Raw genomic sequence first — 23,634 nt, forward strand, 5'->3', positions numbered from 1 at the left:
TGGGCCGCCGCGCCGACGAGCTCGCCGGACGCTTCGACGCCCGCAACGGCACCGCGGCCGTCAGCGGGCGCCGCCGCGTCCGCCTGGAGCGCGCGCCGCTGCTCGACGCCCTCGAGCTGACGCTGCGGCCCCGTGCGCTCGACGACCTGGCGGCCTCCGCGCCCGTCGCCGTTCCCGCCCGCCCGGCCCCCTCCGTACCCGAGTCGCTCACCGAACTGATCGTCAGGGCACGGGAGTTGGATGAGCAGGGCCACCCGGGCGACACGGCCTGCTGGGCACGGCTGCGTGTGCTGACCGCCGCGCGCGATTACCGGCACCCCGACGATCCGGCCGTCGGACCGCTCGTCCGGCTGCGGGCCGACCTGCTGACCGACGAGGCCTACACGGCCCGCAACAAGGACGAGTTCGACGAGGCCGTGGCGCTGCACGAGGAGGCGGCCGGGCTCTACGAGGACGCCGGGCTCGCCGGCCATGCGGCCGTCGCGCAGGCGTGCGCCCTGCTCGCGGCGGCGGAGGCGCCGGCGGAAGGGGCGCCGGCCGGCGGACCCGCCGACGACGAGGCGGCCGCGACCGCCGCGCAGATCGACGCCCTGACCGCCGCCCACGCGGCCATCGTCCGCCTCCACCAGGAGACCCAGGGCCTCACCCCGCACCACGAGGCCCGGCTCCTGCGTCTGCGCGCCTCCGCGCTCGGCATCCGTCTGCAGACCTCGCACCGCGAGGAGCACATCGCCCCGGCCCACGCCGAGCTCGACCTGCTGCAGGAGTTCGCCGACCGGCACCGGCTCGCCGGGCAGAGCTCCGGCGCGGGCCTTCTGCGCGCCACCCTGCACGCGCTCTCCGGAGATCTGCCGGGCGCCGTCACCCGGATCGACGCCCTGCTCGCCCGGCTGCGGAGCGAGGGCCCCGCGTGGCACCTGCCGCGCACCCTGGGACTGCGCGGCCGGCTCCACCTCGGCCTGCAGGACCCGCAGTCGGCGTACACGGATCTGACCGAGGCGCTGCGCCACGCCGCCGCGTGGCCCGCCGACTCGGACGACCAGGGCCGCTACCACCAGGACCTGGCCGAGGTCTGCATGCACCTGGGCCGCCCCGACGAGGCGCTGCGGCATCTGACCCGGGCGGCGGAGCAGCATCTGCGGCACGGCAGCCGCGTGGACGGTTTCTGCGCCTACAGCAACGCCGCACAGCTCAGCGTGAACCTGGACCGGAACGAGGACGCCATCGCGCTGCTCGACTCCGTACTGGCCGAACCCGATATCGCGAACGGCGAGTTGGACGACCGGCTGACCGCCCAGCTGCGGCTGACCCGGGCCCGCGCCCTGCACGCGGGCGGCGATCTCAAGGCGGCCACGGCGGAGTTCGCCGAGCTCGCCGCCGAGTCGGCCGGCTGGGACGACGACCCCGGCAGCCACGCCATGATCGCAGGCGAGACGGCCGTACTCCTTGCCGAGACCGGCGAGTTCGGGTCGGCGCGCGCCGCCCTCGACCAGGCGCTGGCCGCCCACGCGAAGGCTCCGCGCTACGAGCAGATCAGCAACCACCTGCGCGAGGTCGCCCGCCTGCTGGCCAAGCAGCAGGGCACGGAAGGACTCCGCGACGCGCGTGCCCTGCTCGCCGACGCCGAGCGGATCGCCGTGGCGGCGGACCGCGACGGGTTCAAGCCGATGGGCCGTTCCCTGGAGACGGCCCTCGCGTACGAGCACGGCCGTGTGAACGCCTATGTCGGCGAGTACGAAGACGCGTTGGCCGCCCTTGACCGGGCCGTCACCTTGCTCGGCGACCTCGGCCCGGCGGACGAACGGCTCGGCGAGTGGACCGAGTGCGTGCGCCTCGCGGGTGCCGTCGAGGGCCTCTACATGGAGCGCACCGCCCCGGCCCTCGCCCGCGTGGACGCGGCGATCGCCCGGCTGACCGCGATGGGCCGGGCCGAGGAGGCCGCACCGCTGACCGAACTGGCGGCGCAGATACGGGACGAGTGATGCGGGACGCGTCTACCCCGGGCACCCCACCCTAGGTTAGGGTTACCTAACTTGATGTCCAGGGGTGGGAGTTGTGCGGTGGCCAGGAGCGGCAAGTACCTCAAGCCCGAGCAGCGGGATTTCCTCGTCGTCCAGGCCGTGGCCCGCAAGCAGATCAGCCCCGGCTTCGTCCGCGTCACCCTCGGCGGCCCCGCCCTGCGGGAGTTCACGCCGATGGGATACGACCAGTGGTTCCGGCTGTTCCTGCCGGGCGGACGCGGCCTGCGGCTGCCCAAGCGCACCGGCGGGCTCTGGGTCGCCGAGTACATGCTGATGTCCAAGGAGACCCGGCCGGTCGGCCGCAACTACACCGTGCGCGCCCACCGTGAACAGGGCGTCCACAGCGACGGACCCGAGATCGATGTCGACTTCGCCCTGCACGCGGACGCCGAGGGCGGGCTCGGACCGGCCTCCGCCTGGGCGCGCGACGGGGCGGAAGGCGACGAGGCCGGCATCCTCGACGAAGGCATCACCTTCCTGCCGCCGTCAACGGCCCGCCACCATCTGCTCGTCGGCGACGAGACGGCACTGCCGGCCATCGCGGGGATCATCCGCTCGGCGGGTGACAGCGGGGCCGGGAGCACGGGCGGCGTACCCGTCCACGCGTACATCGAGATCCCGCACGAGGACGACATCCAGCCGCTCGACGCCCCCGAGGGCAGCACCGTGCACTGGGTGACAAGGAAGAGCGGCGCCGCTTCCGGTGACGGCGTGCTGGCCGAGGTCAAGGCGGCCGAGCTGCCGGACGGCCCCGGATACGCCTGGGTGGCCGGCGGCCGGAAACTCGCGACCGAGGTGCGGCGTCATCTCGTGGGTGAGCGCGGCTTCCCCAAGGACTCGGTGACGTTCACCGGCTATTGGCGCTGACGGGACCACAGGGAACCCGCCCCACCGCCCACAAGAACACGGCACCGATCCGCCCCGAACACTGCCGGACCACGGCAATGCGCGACCGTACGCACCCCTGCCAGCATCCGGACGTACAGACGTACGACACGGGGGCGAGGGGACGGACATGGCGCGAACACGGGCGCAGACCGCGCGCAGGGTGATCTCGGCGGTGGCCGCCGGGGCCGATCCGCGGCAGCTGGCCGAGGAGGAGATCCGGCGGCGCGTCGGCGGTGAGGGCGAGGCCTTCACGGCGCGCGGCGGCTTCGAGCCCGAGGAAGAGGGGATGGACCCGGCCGACTTCCCGGCCGCACGCGAACAGGGCGGCTCCCTGGCGACCGTGATGGTCCAGAAGACCGTCTCGCTCGACGAGGCCGGCGAGGCGCTCAACCAGAGCGAACAGCGGCGCGAGGACGGCGAGAAGGTCCATGTGATCTGTCCGATGGTGCTGCCCAAGGGCCGCTCCTTCACCAGCATGCTCCCGGTGCTCGTGCTCCTCGTCATCGGCGCCGTGGGCACCGCCGTGGTCTCCGCCGCGGACGGCTCGCCGCTCACCCATCCCTTGTTCGGCGCGCACTACTGGGTCATCGCGCTCGCCGCGGTCGCCTTCGTGTGGTGGCGGCAGGGCATGGTGATGGTGCCGGACGGCTGCCAGGCCCTGATCACCCGTTTCGGCAAACTGGAGAAGGTGGTCGGACCGGGACGCGTGACGCTGATCAGCCCGTGGAAGCGGGTCTCGTACATCGTCAACACCACCCGCGAATACCCCTTCAACGCGCCCGTGCGCGAAGCACCGACCAAGGGCGGCGTGAAGGCCTCGATCGATCTGTTCATCCAGTTCCGGATCAGCGACCCCACCGAGTTCGTCTACACCCTCGGCGCGGTGCGCGGTTTCGAGGAGAAACTTGCCAACGCGGTCAGCGAGACCATCCGCAGCCTCATCTACGAGCAGGAGGCCGCCGGGATCTACGACATGGTCGGCGAGGACACCGGCCGGCTCCTGGAACAGCTCAACCACCAGTTCCGCCCCGCGGTCGAGCTCACCAACGCCAACATCACGCACGCCGAGCCCTCCGACCAGGCGTACCGGATGGACCTGGCCGCACCCGAGATGGTGCGGATGGCGAAGGAGGCCTACACCCACGAGTACGCGCTGATGCTGCGCAAGGAGCAGGACGAGGGCGACCTGAGCAAGGAGCTCGCGACCAGCCACGAGATCCTCTCCGCGATCCAGGCCGACATCGCCCAGTACCAGGCGCAGATGGACACCGCCGTCGAGCGCGAGACCAACCGCGCCCAGGCCCTGGCCCATCAGCGGTACGTCCAGGCCGAGTCGGAGGCGAAGGCGAACGCGGCGCTCCTCGAGGCGCAGGCCCTCGACATCCGGGCGGTGACCGCGGCCCAGGCGCCCGAGATCCTCGAATACCGCCACCAGCGGCAGATCCTCGACACCCTGGAGCAGGTCGCCGACCATCTGCCGCACCTGGTGCGGATCGGCGGCGCGGACGCCGAGGGCGCGGCCGGGGTCGACTTCCTGCGCCTGGCACGGGAGTTGGTGGGCGAGCGCGGCGACGCCCTGTTCACCGAGGCCGACATGGCGGCCGTACGGGACCGTCTCGACGAGGTCGAGACGCGGATCGCCGCACGCCAGGAAGAGATCGACGAGCTGCTCGCGGCCGAGCGGCCGACCGTAGTGGCCGTCATGGAAGGGGCCGGAGCCGGAGAGGCCGGACCCCCAGAGGCCGGACCCGCAGAGGCCGCCACCCAGGAGACCGTCACCGAGGAGACCGTCACCGAGGAGGGCGACGCATGAGCACCCCCCGTACCCACCGCAGGTCGGTCATCTCCGAGGCCGTCGCGCCCTGGAGCCGCGTCGCCCAGCTGCTGCGCGGCGGCGAGGCCGGCACCCTGATCCCCGTCATCATCCCGCGCAGCACCCGCCGCCTTTGGTGGATGCTCCCGCTCTGGCTCGGCCTGTTCACGCTGCTCGCCGCCGTCATGCTGTCCCTGCGCGAAGCAGGCTCCGACGGCCTGGGCGATCTCGCGTACGGCGCGCTCGCGACGCTCTCGTACACCGTCGGGGCGCTGTTCCTCGTGGTCGGCGTCCTGTGGTGGTGGCGCTCCTCGATCGTCGAGATCGAGCAGGGCACCAACGGCGTCCTGACCCGCTACGGAGCCGTCACCCGCACCCTCGAGGCGGGCCGCCACTACCTGTGGCACCCCTGGTCCCGGGTGGACTTCGTGGTCGACACGGCGACCGAAATCCCGTACTCCGCACCGGTGATGGCCTGCCCGACCCGGGAGAACGTGCCGCTGCGCTCGATCGAGTTCTTCCTCAAGTTCCGTATCACCGACGCCGTGCTCTTCGTACGGACCATCGGCGCCGGCAACTTCGACCTGGTGCTCTCCAGCGCGGTCCAGGACGCCATCCGCCAGCGCGCCCGGATCATCAGCACCGAGCGCGCGTACGATCTGCGCGGCTCGGACGTGGCCGATATGCAGCAGCTCCTCAACCGGCAGCTCGACCGCTACGGCGTCCGCATCACCGGCTGCAACATCCCGGACGTCCAGTTGCCCGCCCAGTACCAGCAGCACCTGGCCACCCGCGAGCGGGTGGCCAAGGAACGCACGGCGTACGAGCAGGAGTGGGGCCTGACGCGCAAGCGCCGTATCGACAGCCTGGGCATGGACATCGAGCGCGCCAAGAAGGTGCGCGACGCCCGCTTCGTCGAGGTCAAGGCGGCCCTCAACAAGGCGCGCGAGCAGGTCGCCCAGCTCCTGGAGGAGCAGGAGACCAACGCCCAGCGGGTCCGCTTCGAGATCGAGACCCGCGGCCGCAGCGGTCTGATCTCCGCACAGAACGAGGCCCGCGCCCAGCGCGCCCTGGCCCAGGCGTACCGCGACAACCGGGCGGTCCTCCAGTACGAACTGGCCCGCCGCCGCCTCGAAGTGGGCGCCGAACTGGCCATGAAGGCCCCGCAGCCGGTGGTGGTCCGCACGGACGGCGCGGGCAGCGGCGACACATCGGCCCTGTCCACGCTGCTCGCGGCCCAACTGATCCCCCGGATGGCCGCGTTGCCGCAGGGGAGGCCCGACGAGGGCAACGGCAGCGGCTGACGCCGGCCACACGGAAGGGGGCCGCCCGGGCTGAAAACCGGGCGGCCCCCTTCTGCCTTCTGCCGTTGCCGCGTCAGTCGCTCTTCGACGTATCGAAGTACCCGACCCCGCCCTCCTTGAAGGACTCCGCCGCCTGCTCGGCCTCCTCGGCCGTCAGCGTCTGATCCGCGACCTGGTACATCCAGTCGATCTGCATGTCCCAGACCCGCTCGCCGGAGAGCGGCTTGTCCAGGTCCACGAACCAGGTGTTGAAGTTGATGTGCATGTCCGAGCGCGGCACGTAGTTCTTGCTGCTGCGGTACAGCGTCTTGCCGTCCATGCTGTAGGTGACGCCGTCCTTGTCGACGACGATGACCATCGTGTGCCAGCCGCCAAGGCGCTTGTCGTGCTCGCGGGTCACGCGCGCGCCGATGTCGTCGAGATTGTCGTTGCGCCAGGTCGTGGTGGTCAGCCGCGGACCCGGGGCGCCCCAGCCGCCGTTCGGCATGTACTCGAAGTCGAGCTCGCTGTACTTGGCGCCCTTGCCGCCGATGGTGAAGAAGGTCTGCTGGATCGGGTCGCCGTTCTTGCCGGAGGCCGGCTTGTCGGCGAACTTGACCCGGGCGGCGTAGGTGCCGGTGCGGAACGTTCCGTTCCTGGTGCCGATCGCCGACTGGCTGGTGCCCGAGTTGGTGCCGTCCGTGCTCGCCCTGAGGTTCAGAACCTGTCCGTCGACCGCGTCCTTCGCGCCGGGGAAGGAGATGCCCCCCGGCTCCCAGGTGTCCTCGACGCCGGGGCCGCCCTCGCTGGACCGCACCAGCCAGTTGTGCTTGAACAGCGCGGTGTCCTTGGGGCCTTGGTAGTTGAAGTTGTCGAAGACCGCCCCGGCCGGGAGCTCGGCGAAACCGCCGGCCTCCGTGGTACCCGTCCCGCCGTCCGGCTCCTCGCCCCAGGCGAGCTTGCCCTGCCGGTACGCCGCGATCTGCTCGGATTCCGCATACGCGCTCTTCGCCGCGTCGAAGGACCAGTCGTCGTCCTGCTGGAGCGCCTTGTGGTCGGTGCGGAACAGCTGGAGCTCGAGGCCCTTGCTGTTGCCGCCCGGAGCCACCGTGCCCGACTTGTCCGAGAAGCCCAGCTCCAGGTAGTGATCCGCCTTTTCGCTGGGCTTGTCCATGGCGACGATCGTCCCGGACAGGTTCGAGCAGCCGATGTGGGCCTCGACGCAGTTGAAGGCGTACGGGGCGCCGTCCTCGGCCGTGAAGTAGTAGCGCAGCTTCACTTCGCTCAACGGCAGGGGCTTGTCGGACGTATTGAGGACCTCGAGCCACGGGCGGGCCGCGTCGGACTCGGCCTTGGTCTCGGTGCGGTAGCGCACCTTCAGGTCGGGTTCGTCCGGATTGAAGTGGTTGTACAGCGGTTTGGCCGCAAAGCCCGCACCGGCCAGCACGGCCAGGACGAGCAGGGTTTTGAACACCTTGCCTATTCGGCTGCGGCCTTGAGGCCGCCGGCGGCGGGAGGTCGCCACGGAAACTCCTTCAGAGGGGCGCGCTGGGCGATGCGCGCCCGGCTGTTGGAACGGCGCCGAGATTACCCGCAGTCGACCGGGGTCTCGGGGCTCGGGCTGGATGAAGAGTGGATAACGGAAGCCCGGCCTCCTTGTTACCACTGGGTTTGCAGAGAGGCCGACTCCCCAAGGGACTCAAGGGTTGTACGGAATGTGCTGTGAGAATCGAGACCGTGCACAAGCTGTGAAGAGTTGGCCATTCCTCGATAGCATCACCAGTCGCTTATTCGATTCTTGAGAGAACTTGAGCGCCAACCACCCGCACGGGTGCCGGCGGCGCCGTGGGGAAAGCGTGGCTGTGAACAGAAGCGCAACCGTGGACCTGGTCGTCGTCGGGCTCGGCTATGTCGGCCTGCCGCTCGCCCGTGCCGCCAGTGCGTCCGGGCTGAGAGTGGTCGGCCTGGACCGCAGCGTGCCGGTCGTCCAGGGGCTGAACTCGGGCGTCTCGCACATCGACGACATCAGTGACGCGGATGTCCAGGCGATGATCGGGCGCGGCTTCCGCGCGGTCGACAGCCCCGAGGTCATAGCCGAGGCGGCCGCCGTCGTCATCTGTGTGCCGACCCCGCTGACCGACCACGGTGCCCCCGAACTCGGCGCGGTCAACGCCTCGGTCGCCGACATCGCCGCCCACATGACCCCGGGCACCCTGGTGGTCCTGGAGTCCACCACGTACCCCGGCACCACCGACGAGGTCGTCCGCCCCGCCCTCGAGGCCGGCGGTCTGCGGGCCGGCGTCGACTTCCACCTCGCCTTCTCGCCCGAGCGCATCGACCCGGGCAACCCGACCTACGGCCTGGAGAACACGCCCAAGGTCGTCGGCGGCACCACCCCCGACTGCACCAAGGCCGCACGTGCCCTGTACGAGGGCTTCGTCGGCGGGGTCGTCGAGGCCAAGGGCACCCGCGAGGCCGAGATGGCCAAGCTGCTCGAGAACACCTACCGGCATGTGAACATCGCCCTCGTCAACGAGATGGCCATGTTCTGCCGTGAGATCGGTGTCGACCTCTGGGACTCGATCCGCTGCGCCTCCAGCAAGCCGTTCGGCTTCGCCCCCTTCTACCCGGGCCCGGGTGTCGGTGGTCACTGCATACCGATCGACCCCAACTACCTCTCGTACAAGGTGCGTTCGCTCGGCATCCCGTTCCGCTTCGTGGAGCTTGCCCAGGAGATCAACCAGCGGATGCCCGCCCATGTCGTCTCGCGCGCGGCCGATCTGCTCAACGACCAGGGCAAGCCCGTGCGCGGCTCCAAGGTGCTGCTCCTCGGCGTGACGTACAAGCCGGACATCTCGGACCAGCGTGAGAGTCCCGCCGTGGACGTCGCCGAGCTGCTGCTCGAGCGCGGCGCCGACCTCGTCTACTACGACCCGCGCGTGGAGGGCTGGACCGTCGACGGCGCCGAGGTGCCGCGCGTCGACGACTATCTCGAGGGCGCCGCCCAGGCCGATCTGACGATCCTGCTCCAGCACCACAGCGAGCTGGACCTGGACAAGCTGGCCGACCACGCGACGAAGCTCTTCGACACCCGAGGCAAGTCCGCCGACCATCCCCAGGTAGTCAAGCTGTGAGTGATACGGACACGTACATACCCGGCGCCGTCGATACCGACGGCCGCCGCCGGCACAAGCGGCGACGACATCTGAAGGTGTCGTACTTCTTCTTCCTCGCCATCGCCGCGGTGATCGCGTCCAAGCTGGACCCGGACTCGCTCCACCTGTACTCGTTCGGCGCGATGGGTCTGCTGACCCTGAAGATGTTCGGCGCACTCTTCTACCGGCCCGCCAAGGCCGACCGCGAAGAGCTGATGTACCTGGACAACGCGTGGGTCACCGCGGTCATCCCGATCTACAACGAGGACCCGGTGATGTTCGAGCAGGGCATGCGCTCCCTGCTCGCGCAGAGCCGGCTGCCCAACGAGATCCACATCATCGACGACTGCAGCGCCGACCCCGGCGGCATCCGGGCGGCCAAGAAGATGCGCCGCGAGTTCGAGGCCAGGGGCGTCAAGTACACCGTCAGCGTGCAGCCCGTGAACAAGGGCAAGCGTGAGGCGCTCGCGCTCGGCTTCGAGGCGGCCCCGTACACGGACCTGTTCCTGTGCGTGGACTCCGACACCGTGCTCTCCCGCGACACCGTCCGAGAGCTGCTGCTGCCGATGGCCGATCCGAAGATCATGGCCTCGACCGGCATGGTGCTCGCGCTCAACCACGACAGCAACATCTTCACCCGCCTCCAGGACCTCAGGTACGGCAACTCGTTCCTCTTCGAGCGGGCCGCGTACTCCCGTCTGAAGTCGGTCCTGTGCTGCTGCGGCGCCCTGTCCGTGTACCGCGGCACCCTGGTGCGCAAGTACCTGCCGGACTTCCTCAACCAGCAGTTCCTCGGCAAGCCGGCCGTCTTCGGCGACGACCGCCGGATGACCAACTACTGCCTGATCGAGGGCCAGGTCGTCTTCCAGGAGACCGCCGTCGGTTATACGGCCGTCCCGGAGAAGCTCCCGCACTTCCTGCGCCAGCAGGTGCGCTGGAACAAGTCCTTCTTCCGCGAGTCCCTGTGGGCCTTCCGCAACCAGAAGAAGTGGCGCCCGGCGTTCTGGCTGACCTGTATGGAACTCGCCCTGTGGCTGATCTTCGGCTCGGCGATGTTCTACTCCATGGTCATCCTGCCGATCATGCACCCGTCGCAGTTCGTCAACCACATCGGCGACTACCTGATCTTCATGGTCCTGATGGGCTACCTGCGCAACGTCCGTTATCTGGACTTCCCGCGCCGCGGCATGGGCTTCGTCAAGCGCTTCGGCATGTTCCTGCTCGCCCCGCTGTACGGAGTGATCCAGCTCCTGCTGCTCACGCCGCTGCGCTTCTACGCGCTGCTCACCCTGCACAAGGGAAGCTGGGGCACCCGCCAGGCCGGTGTCGAGGTCTCGGTGGCCGGCCACGAGGGCGAGATCTCCGAGGTCTGGGAGGAGGAGGACATGAACTCCTCGCAGCAGGTCTCCTCCACGATCGAGATGATGCGCCTCGAGGGCATCGCGCTCGCCCGCACACAGGCGCACCACACCGGCCGCCAGCTCGCCGGCCAGCCGTATCACGACGAGTACAGCGACGGTGAGTTGAAGGACATCGGCGCCAGCATGCCGCAGCAGCGCGTGGCGTGGAGCGGTGTGCCGGGCGAACCGCAGCCCATTCCGCAGCAGGGCCAGCGGCCCGTGTACCAGAGCGGGCAGTACGTTCCGCAGGCGCACAACGGGCAGTACCCGCCGCAGGCACAGAACGGCCAGTACGCGCCGCAGGCCCACCAGGGGCAGCAGGGGCAGTACCAGCAGGCTCAGCACCAGCAGACCCAGCACCAGCAGGGGCAGTACCAGCAGACCGCTCACCACCAGCAGAGCCAGTACCCGCAGGGCCAGCACGTCCAGCCCCAGGGTGCTTACCCCCAGGGTGGTCACATCCCGCAGCAGCCGCAGGGCCCGCACCCCATGGCCGGGCGGCCGCAGGGCGGTCAAGTCCCTTACGGCCAGGGGCAGCCCGGACCTCAGCAGGGCTACCCGCAGGGCCAGCACCCGCAGCAAGCGCAGCAGCAGGGGCAGCACCCGCAGGGCTACGGCGACCGGGCAGGCGGCTATCAGCAGGGCGGTCAGCCGCCCCGCATCCCGCAGCAGCCCCAGCAGGGCGGCTACGGGCAGCAGGGATACGACGACGACGGGACGGACCCGCAGGCGGCCCCGTACGGTCAGTCCCGGCGCAGCCGCGAACCGCATCCCCAGGACGGATGGTTCGGCGAAGGCCGCTGACAGAGCAGCAGCAAGGGGCGGGGCCCGGTGTCGTTCACCGGGCCCCGCCCCTTTGCGTTCCTGACGACTGTGTCCCTGACGGCTCTGTTCCTTGCGGCCCGGCTGTCAGGCGTAGTACGTCATGGCCTCCTGCACGGTGAGCACCTCGATATCCCGCTTCTCGATCTCCTTGAGCAGCTTGCCCAGACCGGCCTGGCTGATCTCGGTGCTGGTCTTCGGCGGTCCCGCGGTCAGCTTGTGCAGACACAGGATCAGCCAGTCACCGCTCTCCGCGCACCGGTCCAGCTGCCCGCCGGGACCGATGACCTTGGCCAGCGTCGTACCGCCGATCCCCGAGCCGTCGTTGATCCCTGTCAGGGCCTTCAGGCGGTACGGCATCGCCGGGGCGAAGGACTCGATGGTCTCGGAGATGATCGACCGCGCGGTGGTGAAGTGGCGCGCGGCGAGCAGATCGACGGGCACGCCGTCCGTGGTCTTCTGGAACGCGCCGTGCGGATACGCGAAGTGCTCACTCGTGAAGCCGTTGGCGACCAGCCACTCGCGCAACCGCCGGAAGTCCTCGTCCACTTGTGCCGCGGTGAGCTTGGCGTAGCTCGCGGTGTGCGCCGAGTTGGCGTACGAATGCCCGGCCATCTCCCAGCCCGAGGAGTCCTGCAGGCTGCGCATCTCGTCGATGGTCAGAAACGTGCCGGTGCCGATGGCGTCGGCGATGTTGTAGATGGTGCCGGGCATGCCCAGCTCGTCCATGACCGGGCGCCCCAGATCATGGATCGACTGATGGGAGTCGTCGAAGGTGATCGACACGACGCCCTTGGGGAACTTCGACGTCGTGTCCGGCACGACCTCCACGGCCTGCAGGTTGTAGGTCACCTTGCCCGCGCCGTCGTCGTACACCGCGAAGGACAGATCGGTGAAACCGTTCTGCACCGAGGGCTTCCCGGTGGCCGAGAGTGCGTACGCACCCGAAGCGGCGGCGACATCGGCCCACTGCAGGTGGACGGTGACCCATTCACCGGACTGCACATAGTTGGCGGCGGTCTTCGAGTGGCTGTGGAAGCGCCAGCTGAAGGTGTCCTTGAAACCACCGCTGCCCAAGTAGAAGACCATCTTGGCGAGATGGTCGACATTCTCGACGCGGAAGATCAGACGGAGCATCTTGCCGGTGAGGTTCAGCGTCGGCAGACCGGACTTGCGGATGTACGACTGCGCTCCGGCACCCGTGGTCGTGGCCCGCGCGGACTGCGTCCCGCGCGTGAACACCTCGGTGTCGTCGGGGGACGACGAAGCGGTGCCGGAGCCGCCTATGGACCAGCCGTGCCCCTTCTGGAACTGCTGGCTCCACGTGGCCCGGCGGTAGCGGGGCCGACGGCCCGAGGGGGCGAACGACGGCACGGTCAGACCGTCCACCTGGCTGCCGGCGGGCAGACTCAGGGCGCCGGTGGCGGATGCCGCCTGGGCGGTGGACGGCATGACGAGGTCCTTGCCGAGCACACCCGCGGCCGCGCCGCCCGCGGTGAGCAGCCCGCCGAAGCCCATGAACTTCAGGGCCGAGCGCCGGTTCTGCCCCTTGCCGTCCCCGTCGCCGCCCCGGCCGCGACCGGCCCGCCGTTCGCCGCCGGCCTCGTTCCCGCCGCCGTCCGGGCGGCTTTCGGGGCTCGCGGGCGTACTGGGCACGGGCTCGGGCCCCCGGCCGTAGGCGGGTTCGGAGCGCTGCCCGTACGCCGGGTCGGGGCGCTGCCCGTACGCGGGATCGGGGCCCTGGCCGTACGTGGGGTCGGGTTGCCGGCCGTACGCGGAGTCGGGCTGCCCGTACGACTCGTCGAGCGGCCGTCCGTAACGGTCGGTGCGTGGCCGGCCGTAACCGCCGTCGGAGTATCCGTATCCAGGATCCTGGTCCCCGTATTCGGGCCCGCCCGCCGGGTAGTTGCTGTTGCTCAAGGCGACTCCTCGGTTCCTACAGGGTGAGGACGGTCGACGTGATCCCCCCGGATCCCCCGGACCTTGCGGCTCCCCCGGCCCCTGCGACTTCCGGCTCAGCGAGGCGTCACGCCTGCGACGTCAGGCAACGGAAGATGTGATTTATGTGCCCGGAGTATAGCCGCGCGGCAGAATCCGCCAGCGGGCGGCGGCGGATTGTGACGTGGACCGTGGGATCCTGGCAGGGTGACAGGACAGGTACCGCTCGACGATCTCGTACGGCTGCGGCGGGCCCGCGACATGATGGACCGCGACTACATGGAGCCCCTCGACGTCGAGCGCCTGGCCCGGCACGCGCTCATGTCGGCCGGGCACTTCTCGCGCAGCTTCCGGGCCGCGTTCGGCGAGACGCCGTACAGCTATCTCATGACGCGGCGGATCGAGCGCGCCAAGGCACTCCTCAGGCGCGGGGACCTCTCGGTCACCGAGGTGTGCTTCGCGGTCGGCTGTACCTCGCTGGGTTCGTTCAGTACGCGCTTCACCGAGCTGGTGGGGGAGTCGCCCAGCGCGTACCGGGCGCGGGACCACGAGGACATCTCCGACATCCCGGCGTGCGTCGCGATGATCTACTCGCGGCCGCTGCGGAAGGCCAAGCCGGACCCGAAGAAGGGCTGAAGAAGGGCTAGGGGGTGTCGGTCACGAATGGAGAAGCGGGGCGGTCGCGCCCGGCCGTACCGTAACGCCATGGATATCAAGCTGAAGCAGTGCTTCATCGCCGTCGACGACCACGACAAGGCGCTCGCCTTCTACCGCGACGCACTCGGCCTCGAAGTGAAGAAGGACGTCGGCTTCGAGGGCATGCGCTGGGTGACGCTCGCCTCGCCGACGCAGCCCGATGTCGAGGTGGTCCTCGAGCCGCCGCTGGCCGACCCCAACGCCTCGCCCGACGACCGACAGGCCATGGCCGAGCTGATGGCCAAGGGCATGCTGCGCGGCGTGATCTTCTCGACCGAGGACTGCGACGCGACCTTCGACCGGCTCGCGGCCTCGGGCGCCGAGGTCATCCAGGAACCCATGGACATGCCGTACGGCGTACGCGACTGCGCCTTCCGCGACCCCGCCGGGAACCTGCTGCGCTTCGCGCAGCGCCCGAAGACCGCCTGAGCCGCACGCATGTGGGGCGTGGCTACGGCTTGCGCCCCACCGCACAGAACTCGTCGACCTCCGCCGGCTGCCCGAAGGGGTTCTCCGCCGGGCGCCAGCGCGAGCAGGAGACCACGCCGGGCTCCAGGAGCTCGAGGCCGTCGAAAAAGCCGGCGATCTGCTCGGGGTTGCGCAGGTGGTAGGTGGGGCGCCCGACCTGGTTCCAGATGGCGATGGCCTGCTCGAAGGCCTCGCCGGTGACCACGTTGGTGCCGTCCGCGGTGACCAGGTAGCTGCCCGAAGGCAGCGCGTCCATCAGGCGTTTGGCGATCGAGGTCGCCTCCTTGGTGTCCTCGATGTGGCCGAGGATGTTCAGCATGCAGAGCGCGACGGGCTGCTCGAGGTCGAGCAGCTTGCCCGCGCGCTCCAGGATCAGGTCCGGATCGCGCAGATCCGCGTCGATGTAGTGCGTGGCCCCTTCGGGGCTGGACGTGAGCAGGGCGCGGGCGTGGGCGAGGACGACCGGGTCGTTGTCCACGTACACGATGTGCGCGTCGGGCGCCGTGCGCTGCGCGATCTGATGGGTGTTGTCGTGCGTGGGCAGCCCCGTTCCTATGTCCAGGAACTGCCGGACGCCGGCCTCGCCCGCGAGATACGTCACCGCGCGGCTGAGGAAGGCACGGGAGTGCTTGGCGATCGGCACGATGGACGGGTAGATCTCGAAGAACTGGTCACCGATCGCCCGGTCGACCTCGTAGTTGTCCTTGCCGCCCAGCCAGTAGTTCCAGATGCGGGGCGAGCACGGGACGGTGATGTCGATCGCCGGGCCGGGCGCGGGTGCTTCTGCGGTCATGGGGCATCTCCTGAGGGGACGTACAGGATGTATGCGGTACGCGGGACACGCGTCGTGCATGCGGTACGCGGGACACGCGTCGTGCATGCGGTACGCGGGGACATGCGTCGGCTCAGTAGTACTCGTCGAGCAGCTGCTCCAGGAACCGCACGCTGGCCTCGGAGGTCGAGGCGGCCGCGGAGACCTGGTCCATCACCATCATGTAGTTCTCGACATCGGCTCGTTTGTCGAGATACAGGGCGCTGGTGAGCTGTTCGAGATAGACGATGTCCGGCAGGTCCGGCTCGTCGAAGCGCAGAATCGTTATCGGCCCGCCCGCCGCGGCGAGCCCGCCGGCGCCGAACGGCGCCACCTGCAGCGTGACATGGGGCAGTTCGGCGACCTCGATCAGGCGGCGCAGCTGGGTGCGCATCGTGAGACGCCCGCCCATGGGACGGCGCAGCGCGGCCTCGTCCACCACGAACCAGAGCTTCGGCGCCTCGGGCCGGGTGAGCAACTGCTGCCTGCGCAGCCGCAGTTCGACCTTGCGCTCGATCTCGCGCACCGAACCCCGTGCCTCGCCGAGGCTCACCACGGACCGTGCGTAGTCCGCGGTCTGCAGCAGCCCCGGCACGAACTGCACCTGGTAGCTGCGTATCACGGCGGCCGCCTCTTCCAGGCCGAGGATCGTCTCCAGCCAACTGGGCATGACGTCGCTGTACTTCTGCCACCAGCCGGGGTTGCTCGCGCGCCGCGCCAGCTCCAGATACTCCGCCCGCTCGTCGGCGCCGGAGACACCGTAGAGCGTGAGCAGGTCGGCGACGTCCCGCTCCTTCTGGGCCACCCGGCCCAGCTCCACGCGGCTGATCTTCGCGTGCGAACCGCGGATCGCGTCACCGGCCTCTTCGCGCGTGATCCCGCGCGCCTCGCGCAGCCGGCGCAGCTGGGTGCCGAGCACGATGCGCAGCACCGTGGGCCCGCCGTGCCGCTGAGCAGGTGTCGACCGGAGTTCGGACGCCCCCGCCACCTCGGGAGCACCCTCTGCCCGAGAGCCCGTCATGCCATCCCCAAGTTCTCGAATCCGCTCGAACAGGGGAGACCCCATGTGCTCCCCGCTGGCTACGCCGTGGATCCGGCGAGTTCCGTTGTGTCCGTCGGCCGCAGGCGCAGAAAACAGGGCCCGGGCCGCCCGGCGGCTCAGTGTCGCACCGGCGCGCGCCGTGTGTACAGCGTTCCGAACTAAACGTGGTCCAGACTTAGTTGGGCGCCTACGCAGGGTAGTCGCGGTACGCGTACCGGTTCTCCGACGCTACGTCAGATCGTCGAAGTCCCCGTCCTTGGCCCCCGCGACGAACGCCGCGAGCTCGGCTCTCGTATAGATCAGCGCGGGCCCGTCGGGGAAGCGGGAGTTGCGCACGGCGACCTGCCCGTCGGCGAGTTCCGCGACCTCGACGCACTCCCCGTTGGCGTTGGAGCGGCCGCTCTTGCGCCACCGGACACCTTCGAGCGCGGCCGCGGACATGCCGTTGTCATAGTCCCCGGAAAAGGCGTGTGGTGAGCGCATGCGGGTCTCTCCCCCTGGGCGTGTACGTGCGGATGTACTTGCAAGCGTAAGCACAGACGTACTTGCAGACGTTCTTGCAGGCGTTCTTGCCGATGTGCTTGCAGTGACGCGGGGGACACCCCACCATGTCGGCGTATGGCCCATTGACCAAGGGCCTTTTCGAACAGGGGAGTTCAGGTGACGACTGCCGCAGGCCGCCCGGAGGAGCTGCTGCTTCCCGCAGCAGTGACCGGTGCCGACTCGGCGACTCTTTCGCTCCCCGCCGACTTCGGATCGGAGAAGGCGGCCTGGGCGTTCGTGGACGCGACCCTGGACCGCTGGCGGTGCACCGCGCTCGCGCCGCGGGTGCACACCGCCGTCGGCGAGCTGGTGGCCAACGCGCTGGAACACGGCCTGTCCGGCATTGATGCAGAACCCTTTCCGCACCCGCTGGTCGTCGCCGTCCTGAGCGAGGGCCCGGACCTCCTGTGCGCGGTCTTCGACCCGGGCCCGGGCCTCCCGGTCAAGTCGGCGGGCCACGGTCTGCATGTGGTCGACGCGGTGAGCGACGCCTGGGGCTGGACCGAACCGGGCCCCTGGGGCAAGGGCGTATGGGCGGCGGTGACCCGGTCCGGCGGCGGCCCGGCACCGGCCACCGTGCAACGCCTGCTCCTCCTCGCGGAGTTCTTCACGGGCAACGAGCAGCCCCGTCTGGTCACCGCGCAGGCGGCGCCGAGCGTGACGGGCCTGCTCTAGGACCCGGCGGGCGGAGCGCCGTTCAGAGGATCCCCGCTCCGCGAGCCGCCCTGATCCACTGGGGGAACTCGGACAGCAGCCGGTCGTAGAGCTCCTCGTCGGAGACCTTGTCGATGTCGTCGACGGCGAAGAAGCCCACGTTGTCCACGCGCCGGCCCGGCAGGGTGTCGAAGCGTTCGAGCACGCCGTACGAGGCCCGTCCGAGCCCGACGAACTGCCAGAACACCGGTTCCTCGACGGCCTCGCGCAGCTGCGCCTCGATCGCCGCGTTGCGGTAGACCCCGCCGTCCGAGAAGAACAGCACGAGCGTCGGATCGGCCGAGGGATGCTCGCGGACGTACGAGCGCACCTCGGCGATGACCTTCTGCTCCTCGTTCTGGATGCCGACGAGCCGCATGTCGACCTGCTCGTCGAGCAGGCCCCTCTTGCGCTTCTTCGGACGCAGGAGGCTGATCTCGCCCACCCGTACGTGCAGTTGGAGCCAGCGCGGCAGCTCACCCAGCCACAGATCGGGCAGCCGGGCCGGGTTGGACGCGAAGGTCCACGCCTGCATCGCCCCGTCGTCGTCCAGCTGCGCGACGACGGCGGCCATCCGCTCCACGACGCCCGCGACCGTGCCGCGCTGGTAGAGCGCCGACATGGACCCGGACGCGTCGAGCACCAGGATCACCCGCGCCTTCACCCCGGTCGCCCCGTGCTTGGCGAGGCTGACGGCGACCTTCTCCTTGCGCAGGTCGAGGCGCTTGCGCATGTCGACGGGGAGGTTCTCCTCGCCCTTGGTCATACGGGGAGGAGGCGGGGGAGTCGGCGCGAGGGTGGGGGCGGGCGCGACCGGAGGCGCGGAAGGCGGCGCGACCGGTGGTGCGGAGTGCGGCGCGGGCGGGGGAGTCACCGGCGCGTACGGAACGGGCGGGGACGGAACGGGCGGGGACGGGACGGGCGGGGACGGGACGGGCGGAGACGGAACGGAAGATGAGGCGCCGGAAGAAGGGGCGCCGGAAGAGGAGGCGCCGGAAGAAGAGGCCGCGCTCTCCTCCTCGTCCACGCTGATCCCGAAATCCGTGGCGAGCCCCGCGAGCCCCGAGGCGTACCCCTGCCCCACGGCCCGGAACTTCCACTGCCCGCCGCGCAGATAGAGCTCGCCGCCGATGAACGCGGTCTCGCTCCCCGCCTCGGTCTCGAACCGCGCGAGCTCCGCCCCCGTACCGGCGTCGAGCAGTCGCAGCGTGAGCTCGGCGAGCTGCCCGAAGGTCCCGCCGTCCGCCGACGCGGTGAGCACCACCCGCTCGATCTCCGCCTCGAGCCGCGTCAGCTGCACCTCGACGGAGTTGGCGACCACGCCCGGCTGCCGTTCGGTGCCCAGATAGCGCACGGCGCCCGAGGCGTGCTCGGGCTGGTTGTAGAAGATGAAGTCGAGGTCGTCGCGCACCCGCCCGGCCGAGGTGAGCAGCAGTGCGGAGACATCGGCGTCGGGGCTGCCCGGCCGGTCCGCCCAGCTGAGCACCGCGCGTACGGAGGCGGCGGGTACCGGGATGTTGGCGCCTTTGCGCATCGGTGTCGTCACCCGGCCCAGTCTGCCGACCGGGCCGGGTGACGGCCAGGGGCCAAGGGCCCCGCGAACCTCAGCCGAGCACGAGCAGGGCGGCGATGGCCGGCCCGAACGCCCCGCCCAGCTGGTAGCAGAGCACGAACAGGCCGATGGCGGAGGGTCGTTGGGCGGCAGGCGCCTCCTTGCCCGCGTACACCGACAGGACGGCGTTGCTGCCGGTCGCCGCGAACACCGCGAGGGCCGCGGCGACGAGCAGCAGCGGCGCCCAGGCGGCGTACACCGCGGTCAGCGGCGCCAGAGCGCCCAGGGCCAGGAACACCCCGTACACCGCCCGCCGGCTCATCCGCACCGACGCGGCGGCGATCCCCCAGGACAGGGCCGATCCGGCGAGCAGCGCGATCAGCTGCCCGAATCCGATGGAGCTCTGGGCCCATCCGGCGCGGTCCGCGATCAGCCGCGGCAGGGCGAAGAGCAGCGTGAAGTACGAGGTGGAGACGGCAAGGGCGGTCAGCGCGGCGCCGATGAAGCGGGGCGAGCGGACCACCGCGGACGGCACCAGGCCCTCGGGCCGCCGCCGCACATGCAGCACGAGCAGCCCGGCCGCGACCAGCGCGGCGACCAGGACGGGGAGAGCGGCACCGGTCTGCGGGATCAGCACCAGCGCGGTGGCCAGCGCGACCACGACGCCCGCTCCACGTACATCGAAGGAACCCCCGGGCGCAGGAGCCGACTTGGCGTACCGCGCCACCATCGGCACGGCCACCAGGGAGACCGCGGAGATGAGCAGCGAGACCCGCCACGAGGCGGCCTCGCCGAGCAGGGAGCCGAGCAGCGGCCCCGCCGCCCCGAGCACACCGAACCCTGAGGTGATCACTCCCATCCGGCGGGCCGATCCGGCCGCCAGACTCATCGCGACCGCCACGAACCCGGCCCCGCCCAGCGCCTGCGCCGCCCGTCCCACGAGCAGCGCGGGCAGCCAGGGCGCGAACGCCACCAGGGCGCTGCCCGCGACGACGAACACCGAACTCACCCGCAGCGCGACACGGACGCCGCGCAGCCGAAGGAGCCCCGCGAACAGCGGCGTACCGATCGCCATGGCCCAGGCGAACGCCGTGACGATCCAGGTCACGGAGGCCGTCGACACCCCCAGCGAGGCGGCCGTGCTCGGCAGGATCAGCACGGCTGCGTTGGCGCCGGCGGCGATCGGGGCGGCGAGCAACGCCAGAAGCAGTGACGGGACTTGACGTGCGGCCACCGCTTCACGCACCGCGCCCGGAGTGACGGACTGGACGGCCATGGCTCCCCCTCAACATTGATTATTTCAACGTTGAGATAAAAGCATCAGGTATCGTTCAGCGTCAACTGTTTCAACGTTGAGAGATCTCTGGAGGTGCCGTGGGCGACGCGAGCGGAGACGCGGTGGACGCGATCATCGGCCAGTGGGAGGCCGAGCGGCCCGACCTGGCCGACGACCTCTGGCCGGTCCAGGTCATCGGCCGGCTGCAGCGCCTCGGCTGGATCCTGGAGAAGGAGATCAAGGCCTTCGCCGCCGAACGCGGCCTGGAGCTGGGCGAGTTCGACATCCTCACCACGCTGCAGCGCTCGGGCCCCCCGTACGAGCTGACCGCCGGCGCCTTCCGCAAGGCCGCCATGGTGACCTCCGGTGCGATCACCAACCGCATCGACCGTATGGAGGCCAAGGGTCTGGTCGAGCGGGTGCGCGACACGGGCGACCGCCGCGCGGTGAAGATCCGCCTCACGGAACGCGGCCATGAGGTGACCCGCACTTTCATGAAGGAGCACCTCGCCAACGAGGCCCGCATCCTCGCGGACTTCGGACGCGAGGACGCCGGGGAACTCGCGGCGAAGCTCCGCACGCTGCTGGTGACGCTCGGGGACACGTCGATCAAGTGACGCGGAAGGTCGGCCGACAGGTGCGGGCGGTCAGTCGACCTCGAGCCGGCCGACCTTGAATCAGCGGGCCCCGGGTCAGTCGACCTTCAGCTCGGCCACCGCCTCCGGCCCCGCCCCCGTCTGCACCATCCGCACCCACCGCACCGCAGCCCCGCGCTCGAACGGCACCCACCGCTTCCCGTCCACCGACGTCTCCACCCGGTAACTGCCGTTCGCCGAAACCGACTTCACGGGCCGCACCCGCCCCAGATCCACGCTCAGCGAGGCCCCGGCCCGCTCCGGCTTCCATGCCGTCGCCGGGCTTCCGTCCACCGCCGCCGCCGCGTAGAGACCCGGCTCCTCGGAGCTTGCGGAGGCCGGCCGGCACCGCGCGAGCGAGCCGCCCGGTGCGAGGTCGGGGCGGCGCGTCTTGAGGACGGCCGGCTCGTCGGCGGTCACCGGGAAGGAACCCTGCGGCGACTCGACCGTGAAGGGCTTCCCCGACGTCAGGCGCACGGTCGTCTCGCGCGGCCCCACGTTCACGTCGTACGTGCGCCCGCGCCACGACAGGCCGTACAGCCGTACACCGGAGGCGAGTTGAGGCGGCAGCACCGGGTCGAGGTGCACCGCGTCCGGACGCAGCCGCAGCCCGGTAAGACCGTGCGTGAACACCTGAAGGAAACCGCCCTTGCCCGTCAGGAAGTCCTGCGCGGGGGAGCCGGCGAGAGGATCGTGCGCGCCCGCCTTCTCACCGCGCGCCTCCGAGAACAGCGCGAACGGACCGCGCACGAACGGCCGGATGGAGCGCTGCAGATAGGTGTACGCGGAGCAGCCGGGCTCGCCGATCGCCGCGGCGTCGACCGCATGCACCGAGTCGGTCATCGCCGGCCCGTCCGGGTCCGTGATCGCCGCGTAGTGGTCGAGGGTCGCGGCGGCCGCACCCTTCGGCATCGGCCACTCCAGCGGATACATGAGCAGCACGGTGTCCGCCTGCTTGATCCGCGGATCCTTCAGGCGCTGGAACCCCTCGTACTGCCAGAAGATCTTGCGTCGCGCGTCATACGGGATCCGCAGCCTGTCCGCGATCCGCCGCCAGGCCGGATCGGGCCGCCCGCCGAGGAGTTCGACGGCCTCGGCGGCGTGGCGCAGCGTGGTCGCCGCGCCCGCGTTGGTGAAGACCGCGTCGTCGACACCGTTGCTGTACTCGTCGGGTCCGGCCACATCGCGGATCGAGTACGAGCCGTCCTCATTGCGTTCGGCCTTGTCGGCCCAGAACTCCGCGATCCCGCGAAGCAGCGGCTCCCCGCGCTCGCCCAGCCACCGCCGGTCACCGGTCGCCAGCCAGTACTGCCAGGCCGCCAAGGCGATGTCGGACTGGAGGTGCACCTGCGTGAGGCAGTGCGGCGGGCGCCAGCTGTGGCACTCGGACCAGAGCCGGCCGTCCGACCCGCTCGTCCAGGGGAAGAACAGGCCCTTGAAGCCGAGCCGCCGGGCGTTGTCGCGGGCGCCGTGCATCGTGTGGAAGCGGTAGTCCAGTACGGGGCGGGCGAGTTCGGGCCGGGTCGCGAGCAGCGGCGGGAACATCCAGGTCTCCGCGTCCCAGAAGACGAGGCCCGCGTAGTTGTCGCTGCTCAGACCGACCGGCGAGAGACTGTCGCGGCCGCCGCGGCGCAGCGCCGTGTACAGGCCGTACTGCGCCGAGCGCGTCCACAGCTGCAGATCCTCGCGTCCCGGCACCTCGATCCGTGCGGACCACAGCCCGCGCCAGGCCGCGGTGTGCGCGGAGAACAGGGCGGGCCAGCCGCGCAGCGCGGCGTGCTGGGAGGCCTGGATCGCGGCCCTGCGCGAGGCCGCGGTGGTCCGCGCACCGCCGACGCCCACGAACTTCACGACCTCATAGCTCCGCCCGGAGCGCACGGCGAACTTCGCGGCCTGCGCCACGCTCAACTTCTGCGCCGCACCGGCCGGTTGGATGCGCCCGGGCGCCCGCAGCGTCGAGGCCAGTGCCCCGCGCGTCCCGGTCCCGTCCGCGCGGAAGGCCACGTCGACGGTGGCCCGGCCGCTCGGCCCGCCGCCCTCGTGCGTGAGCCGCCGTGCTCCCTGGCCGTCGATCCGGTCGACGACCGTGGCGGTGCCGTTCCAGTGCGGGGTGACCCGCAGCCGCACCGCGCCACCGCGTGCGTTGTTGCGGTCGGTGAGCACGTCGTAGACGAGGTCGGTACGGCGGCCGTCCGCGGCGGTCCAGGTGAGAGAGGTCCGCACGAATCCGCAGCGCAGGAAGAGCGTCTGGCGGTACGCGGAGGTCCTGCCCTGGGCGCCGTACGCCTGCGAGCCGGCGAGGAAGTCGAGCGTCGTCCAGTTCGGGAGCGCGGCGACGGCCTGGCGTCCGGACTCCTGGTCGATCCCGTGGAGACCGGCCGCGAACGCACCGTCGTACCGGGGTGTGAACAGCGGCCACCCGGTCTTGCTGTCGGACACCGCGTACCCGTGCCCGCGCGGCGGCACCCGCACCCCGAGCAGCCCGTTGCCCACGTAGGCGTGCGCGGGGCCGGTCTTCAGCGGATCCGTGGAGCTCGGCGTCCAGCCCGGGGAGGGCGCACAGCTTCCGCCGGGGGCCGTACGGTCCGAGGGGTCGGC

18 protein-coding genes are annotated in these 23,634 nt (G+C 70.6%); 10 read left to right on the forward strand and 8 right to left on the reverse strand.

Annotated elements, in window-relative coordinates; genetic code table 11:
• From ABT367_RS32365 to ABT367_RS32380, 4 genes are all read left to right on the forward strand, one after another.
• The coding region (locus ABT367_RS32365) for a hypothetical protein (protein ID WP_352256836.1) at window positions 1-1,982 on the forward strand (1,982 nt) is incomplete at its 5' end.
• A 78-nt stretch (window positions 1,983-2,060) separates the two neighbouring features.
• A complete protein-coding gene (locus tag ABT367_RS32370; RefSeq protein ID WP_352256837.1) occupies window positions 2,061-2,888 on the forward strand; it encodes a siderophore-interacting protein in 828 nt (275 codons plus the stop codon).
• Window positions 2,889-3,036: 148 nt separating this feature from the next.
• Window positions 3,037-4,722 carry an SPFH domain-containing protein gene (locus ABT367_RS32375; RefSeq protein ID WP_352256838.1) on the forward strand — a complete coding sequence of 562 codons (1,686 nt, stop codon included), beginning with the start codon at window positions 3,037-3,039 and terminating at the stop codon, window positions 4,720-4,722.
• Window positions 4,719-6,026, forward strand: coding sequence for an SPFH domain-containing protein (locus ABT367_RS32380; protein ID WP_352256839.1), 1,308 nt, complete (start codon window positions 4,719-4,721; stop codon window positions 6,024-6,026). The genes ABT367_RS32375 and ABT367_RS32380 overlap by 4 nt, the downstream gene beginning before the upstream one ends.
• Window positions 6,027-6,099: 73 nt before the next feature.
• Here the strand turns inward: ABT367_RS32380 and ABT367_RS32385 are convergent, their stop codons facing one another.
• Window positions 6,100-7,530, reverse strand: coding sequence for a cellulose binding domain-containing protein (locus tag ABT367_RS32385; protein WP_352256840.1), 1,431 nt, complete (start codon window positions 7,528-7,530; stop codon window positions 6,100-6,102).
• A gap of 337 nt (window positions 7,531-7,867) precedes the next feature.
• On the opposite strand from ABT367_RS32385, the gene ABT367_RS32390 reads away from it, so the two are divergent.
• Window positions 7,868-9,139 (forward strand): nucleotide sugar dehydrogenase, encoded by a 1,272-nt coding sequence (locus ABT367_RS32390; protein ID WP_352256841.1) that lies wholly within the window; start codon window positions 7,868-7,870, stop codon window positions 9,137-9,139.
• Window positions 9,136-11,364: a glycosyltransferase gene (locus ABT367_RS32395; protein ID WP_352256842.1), complete on the forward strand. Its 2,229-nt coding sequence runs from the start codon at window positions 9,136-9,138 to the stop codon at window positions 11,362-11,364. The genes ABT367_RS32390 and ABT367_RS32395 overlap by 4 nt, the downstream gene beginning before the upstream one ends.
• Window positions 11,365-11,469: 105 nt before the next feature.
• Here the strand turns inward: ABT367_RS32395 and ABT367_RS32400 are convergent, their stop codons facing one another.
• The gene (locus ABT367_RS32400) at window positions 11,470-13,302 is read right to left on the reverse strand and encodes a polysaccharide deacetylase family protein (protein WP_352256843.1); all 1,833 of its coding nucleotides are present in this window, start codon (window positions 13,300-13,302) and stop codon (window positions 11,470-11,472) included.
• Between the two features lie 279 nt (window positions 13,303-13,581).
• Between ABT367_RS32400 and ABT367_RS32405 the strand changes: the two genes are divergently transcribed.
• Both ABT367_RS32405 and ABT367_RS32410 read left to right on the forward strand, forming a co-directional pair.
• The gene (locus ABT367_RS32405; RefSeq protein ID WP_352256851.1) at window positions 13,582-13,956 is read left to right on the forward strand and encodes a helix-turn-helix transcriptional regulator; all 375 of its coding nucleotides are present in this window, start codon (window positions 13,582-13,584) and stop codon (window positions 13,954-13,956) included.
• 69 nt (window positions 13,957-14,025) lie between these two features.
• Window positions 14,026-14,445 (forward strand): VOC family protein, encoded by a 420-nt coding sequence (locus ABT367_RS32410; RefSeq protein WP_165336815.1) that lies wholly within the window; start codon window positions 14,026-14,028, stop codon window positions 14,443-14,445.
• A 22-nt stretch (window positions 14,446-14,467) separates the two neighbouring features.
• On the opposite strand, the gene ABT367_RS32415 is transcribed toward ABT367_RS32410, so the two are convergent.
• The 3 genes from ABT367_RS32415 to ABT367_RS32425 form a co-directional block, all read right to left on the reverse strand.
• Window positions 14,468-15,277: an SAM-dependent methyltransferase gene (locus ABT367_RS32415; protein WP_352256844.1), complete on the reverse strand. Its 810-nt coding sequence runs from the start codon at window positions 15,275-15,277 to the stop codon at window positions 14,468-14,470.
• 112 nt (window positions 15,278-15,389) lie between these two features.
• Entirely contained in the window at window positions 15,390-16,316 is a 927-nt protein-coding gene (locus ABT367_RS32420) for a helix-turn-helix domain-containing protein (RefSeq protein ID WP_352256845.1), read from the reverse strand.
• Between the two features lie 249 nt (window positions 16,317-16,565).
• Window positions 16,566-16,820, reverse strand: coding sequence for a DUF397 domain-containing protein (locus tag ABT367_RS32425; protein WP_352256846.1), 255 nt, complete (start codon window positions 16,818-16,820; stop codon window positions 16,566-16,568).
• Between the two features lie 177 nt (window positions 16,821-16,997).
• On the opposite strand from ABT367_RS32425, the gene ABT367_RS32430 reads away from it, so the two are divergent.
• Window positions 16,998-17,555 (forward strand): ATP-binding protein, encoded by a 558-nt coding sequence (locus tag ABT367_RS32430; protein WP_352256847.1) that lies wholly within the window; start codon window positions 16,998-17,000, stop codon window positions 17,553-17,555.
• Between the two features lie 22 nt (window positions 17,556-17,577).
• On the opposite strand, the gene ABT367_RS32435 is transcribed toward ABT367_RS32430, so the two are convergent.
• Window positions 17,578-19,107 carry a VWA domain-containing protein gene (locus ABT367_RS32435; protein ID WP_352256852.1) on the reverse strand — a complete coding sequence of 510 codons (1,530 nt, stop codon included), beginning with the start codon at window positions 19,105-19,107 and terminating at the stop codon, window positions 17,578-17,580.
• A 70-nt stretch (window positions 19,108-19,177) separates the two neighbouring features.
• Window positions 19,178-20,401, reverse strand: coding sequence for an MFS transporter (locus ABT367_RS32440; protein WP_352256848.1), 1,224 nt, complete (start codon window positions 20,399-20,401; stop codon window positions 19,178-19,180).
• A 98-nt stretch (window positions 20,402-20,499) separates the two neighbouring features.
• On the opposite strand from ABT367_RS32440, the gene ABT367_RS32445 reads away from it, so the two are divergent.
• Window positions 20,500-21,018, forward strand: coding sequence for a MarR family winged helix-turn-helix transcriptional regulator (locus ABT367_RS32445; protein ID WP_352256849.1), 519 nt, complete (start codon window positions 20,500-20,502; stop codon window positions 21,016-21,018).
• A 75-nt stretch (window positions 21,019-21,093) separates the two neighbouring features.
• Here ABT367_RS32445 and ABT367_RS32450 read toward each other — a convergent pair.
• Window positions 21,094-23,634 (reverse strand): glycosyl hydrolase family 65 protein (locus tag ABT367_RS32450; RefSeq protein WP_352256850.1); only part of this gene is annotated, 2,541 nt, incomplete at its 5' end.

The sequence above is a fragment of the Streptomyces mesophilus genome, from assembly GCF_040300965.1.
GTDB lineage: Bacteria > Actinomycetota > Actinomycetes > Streptomycetales > Streptomycetaceae > Streptomyces > Streptomyces mesophilus_A.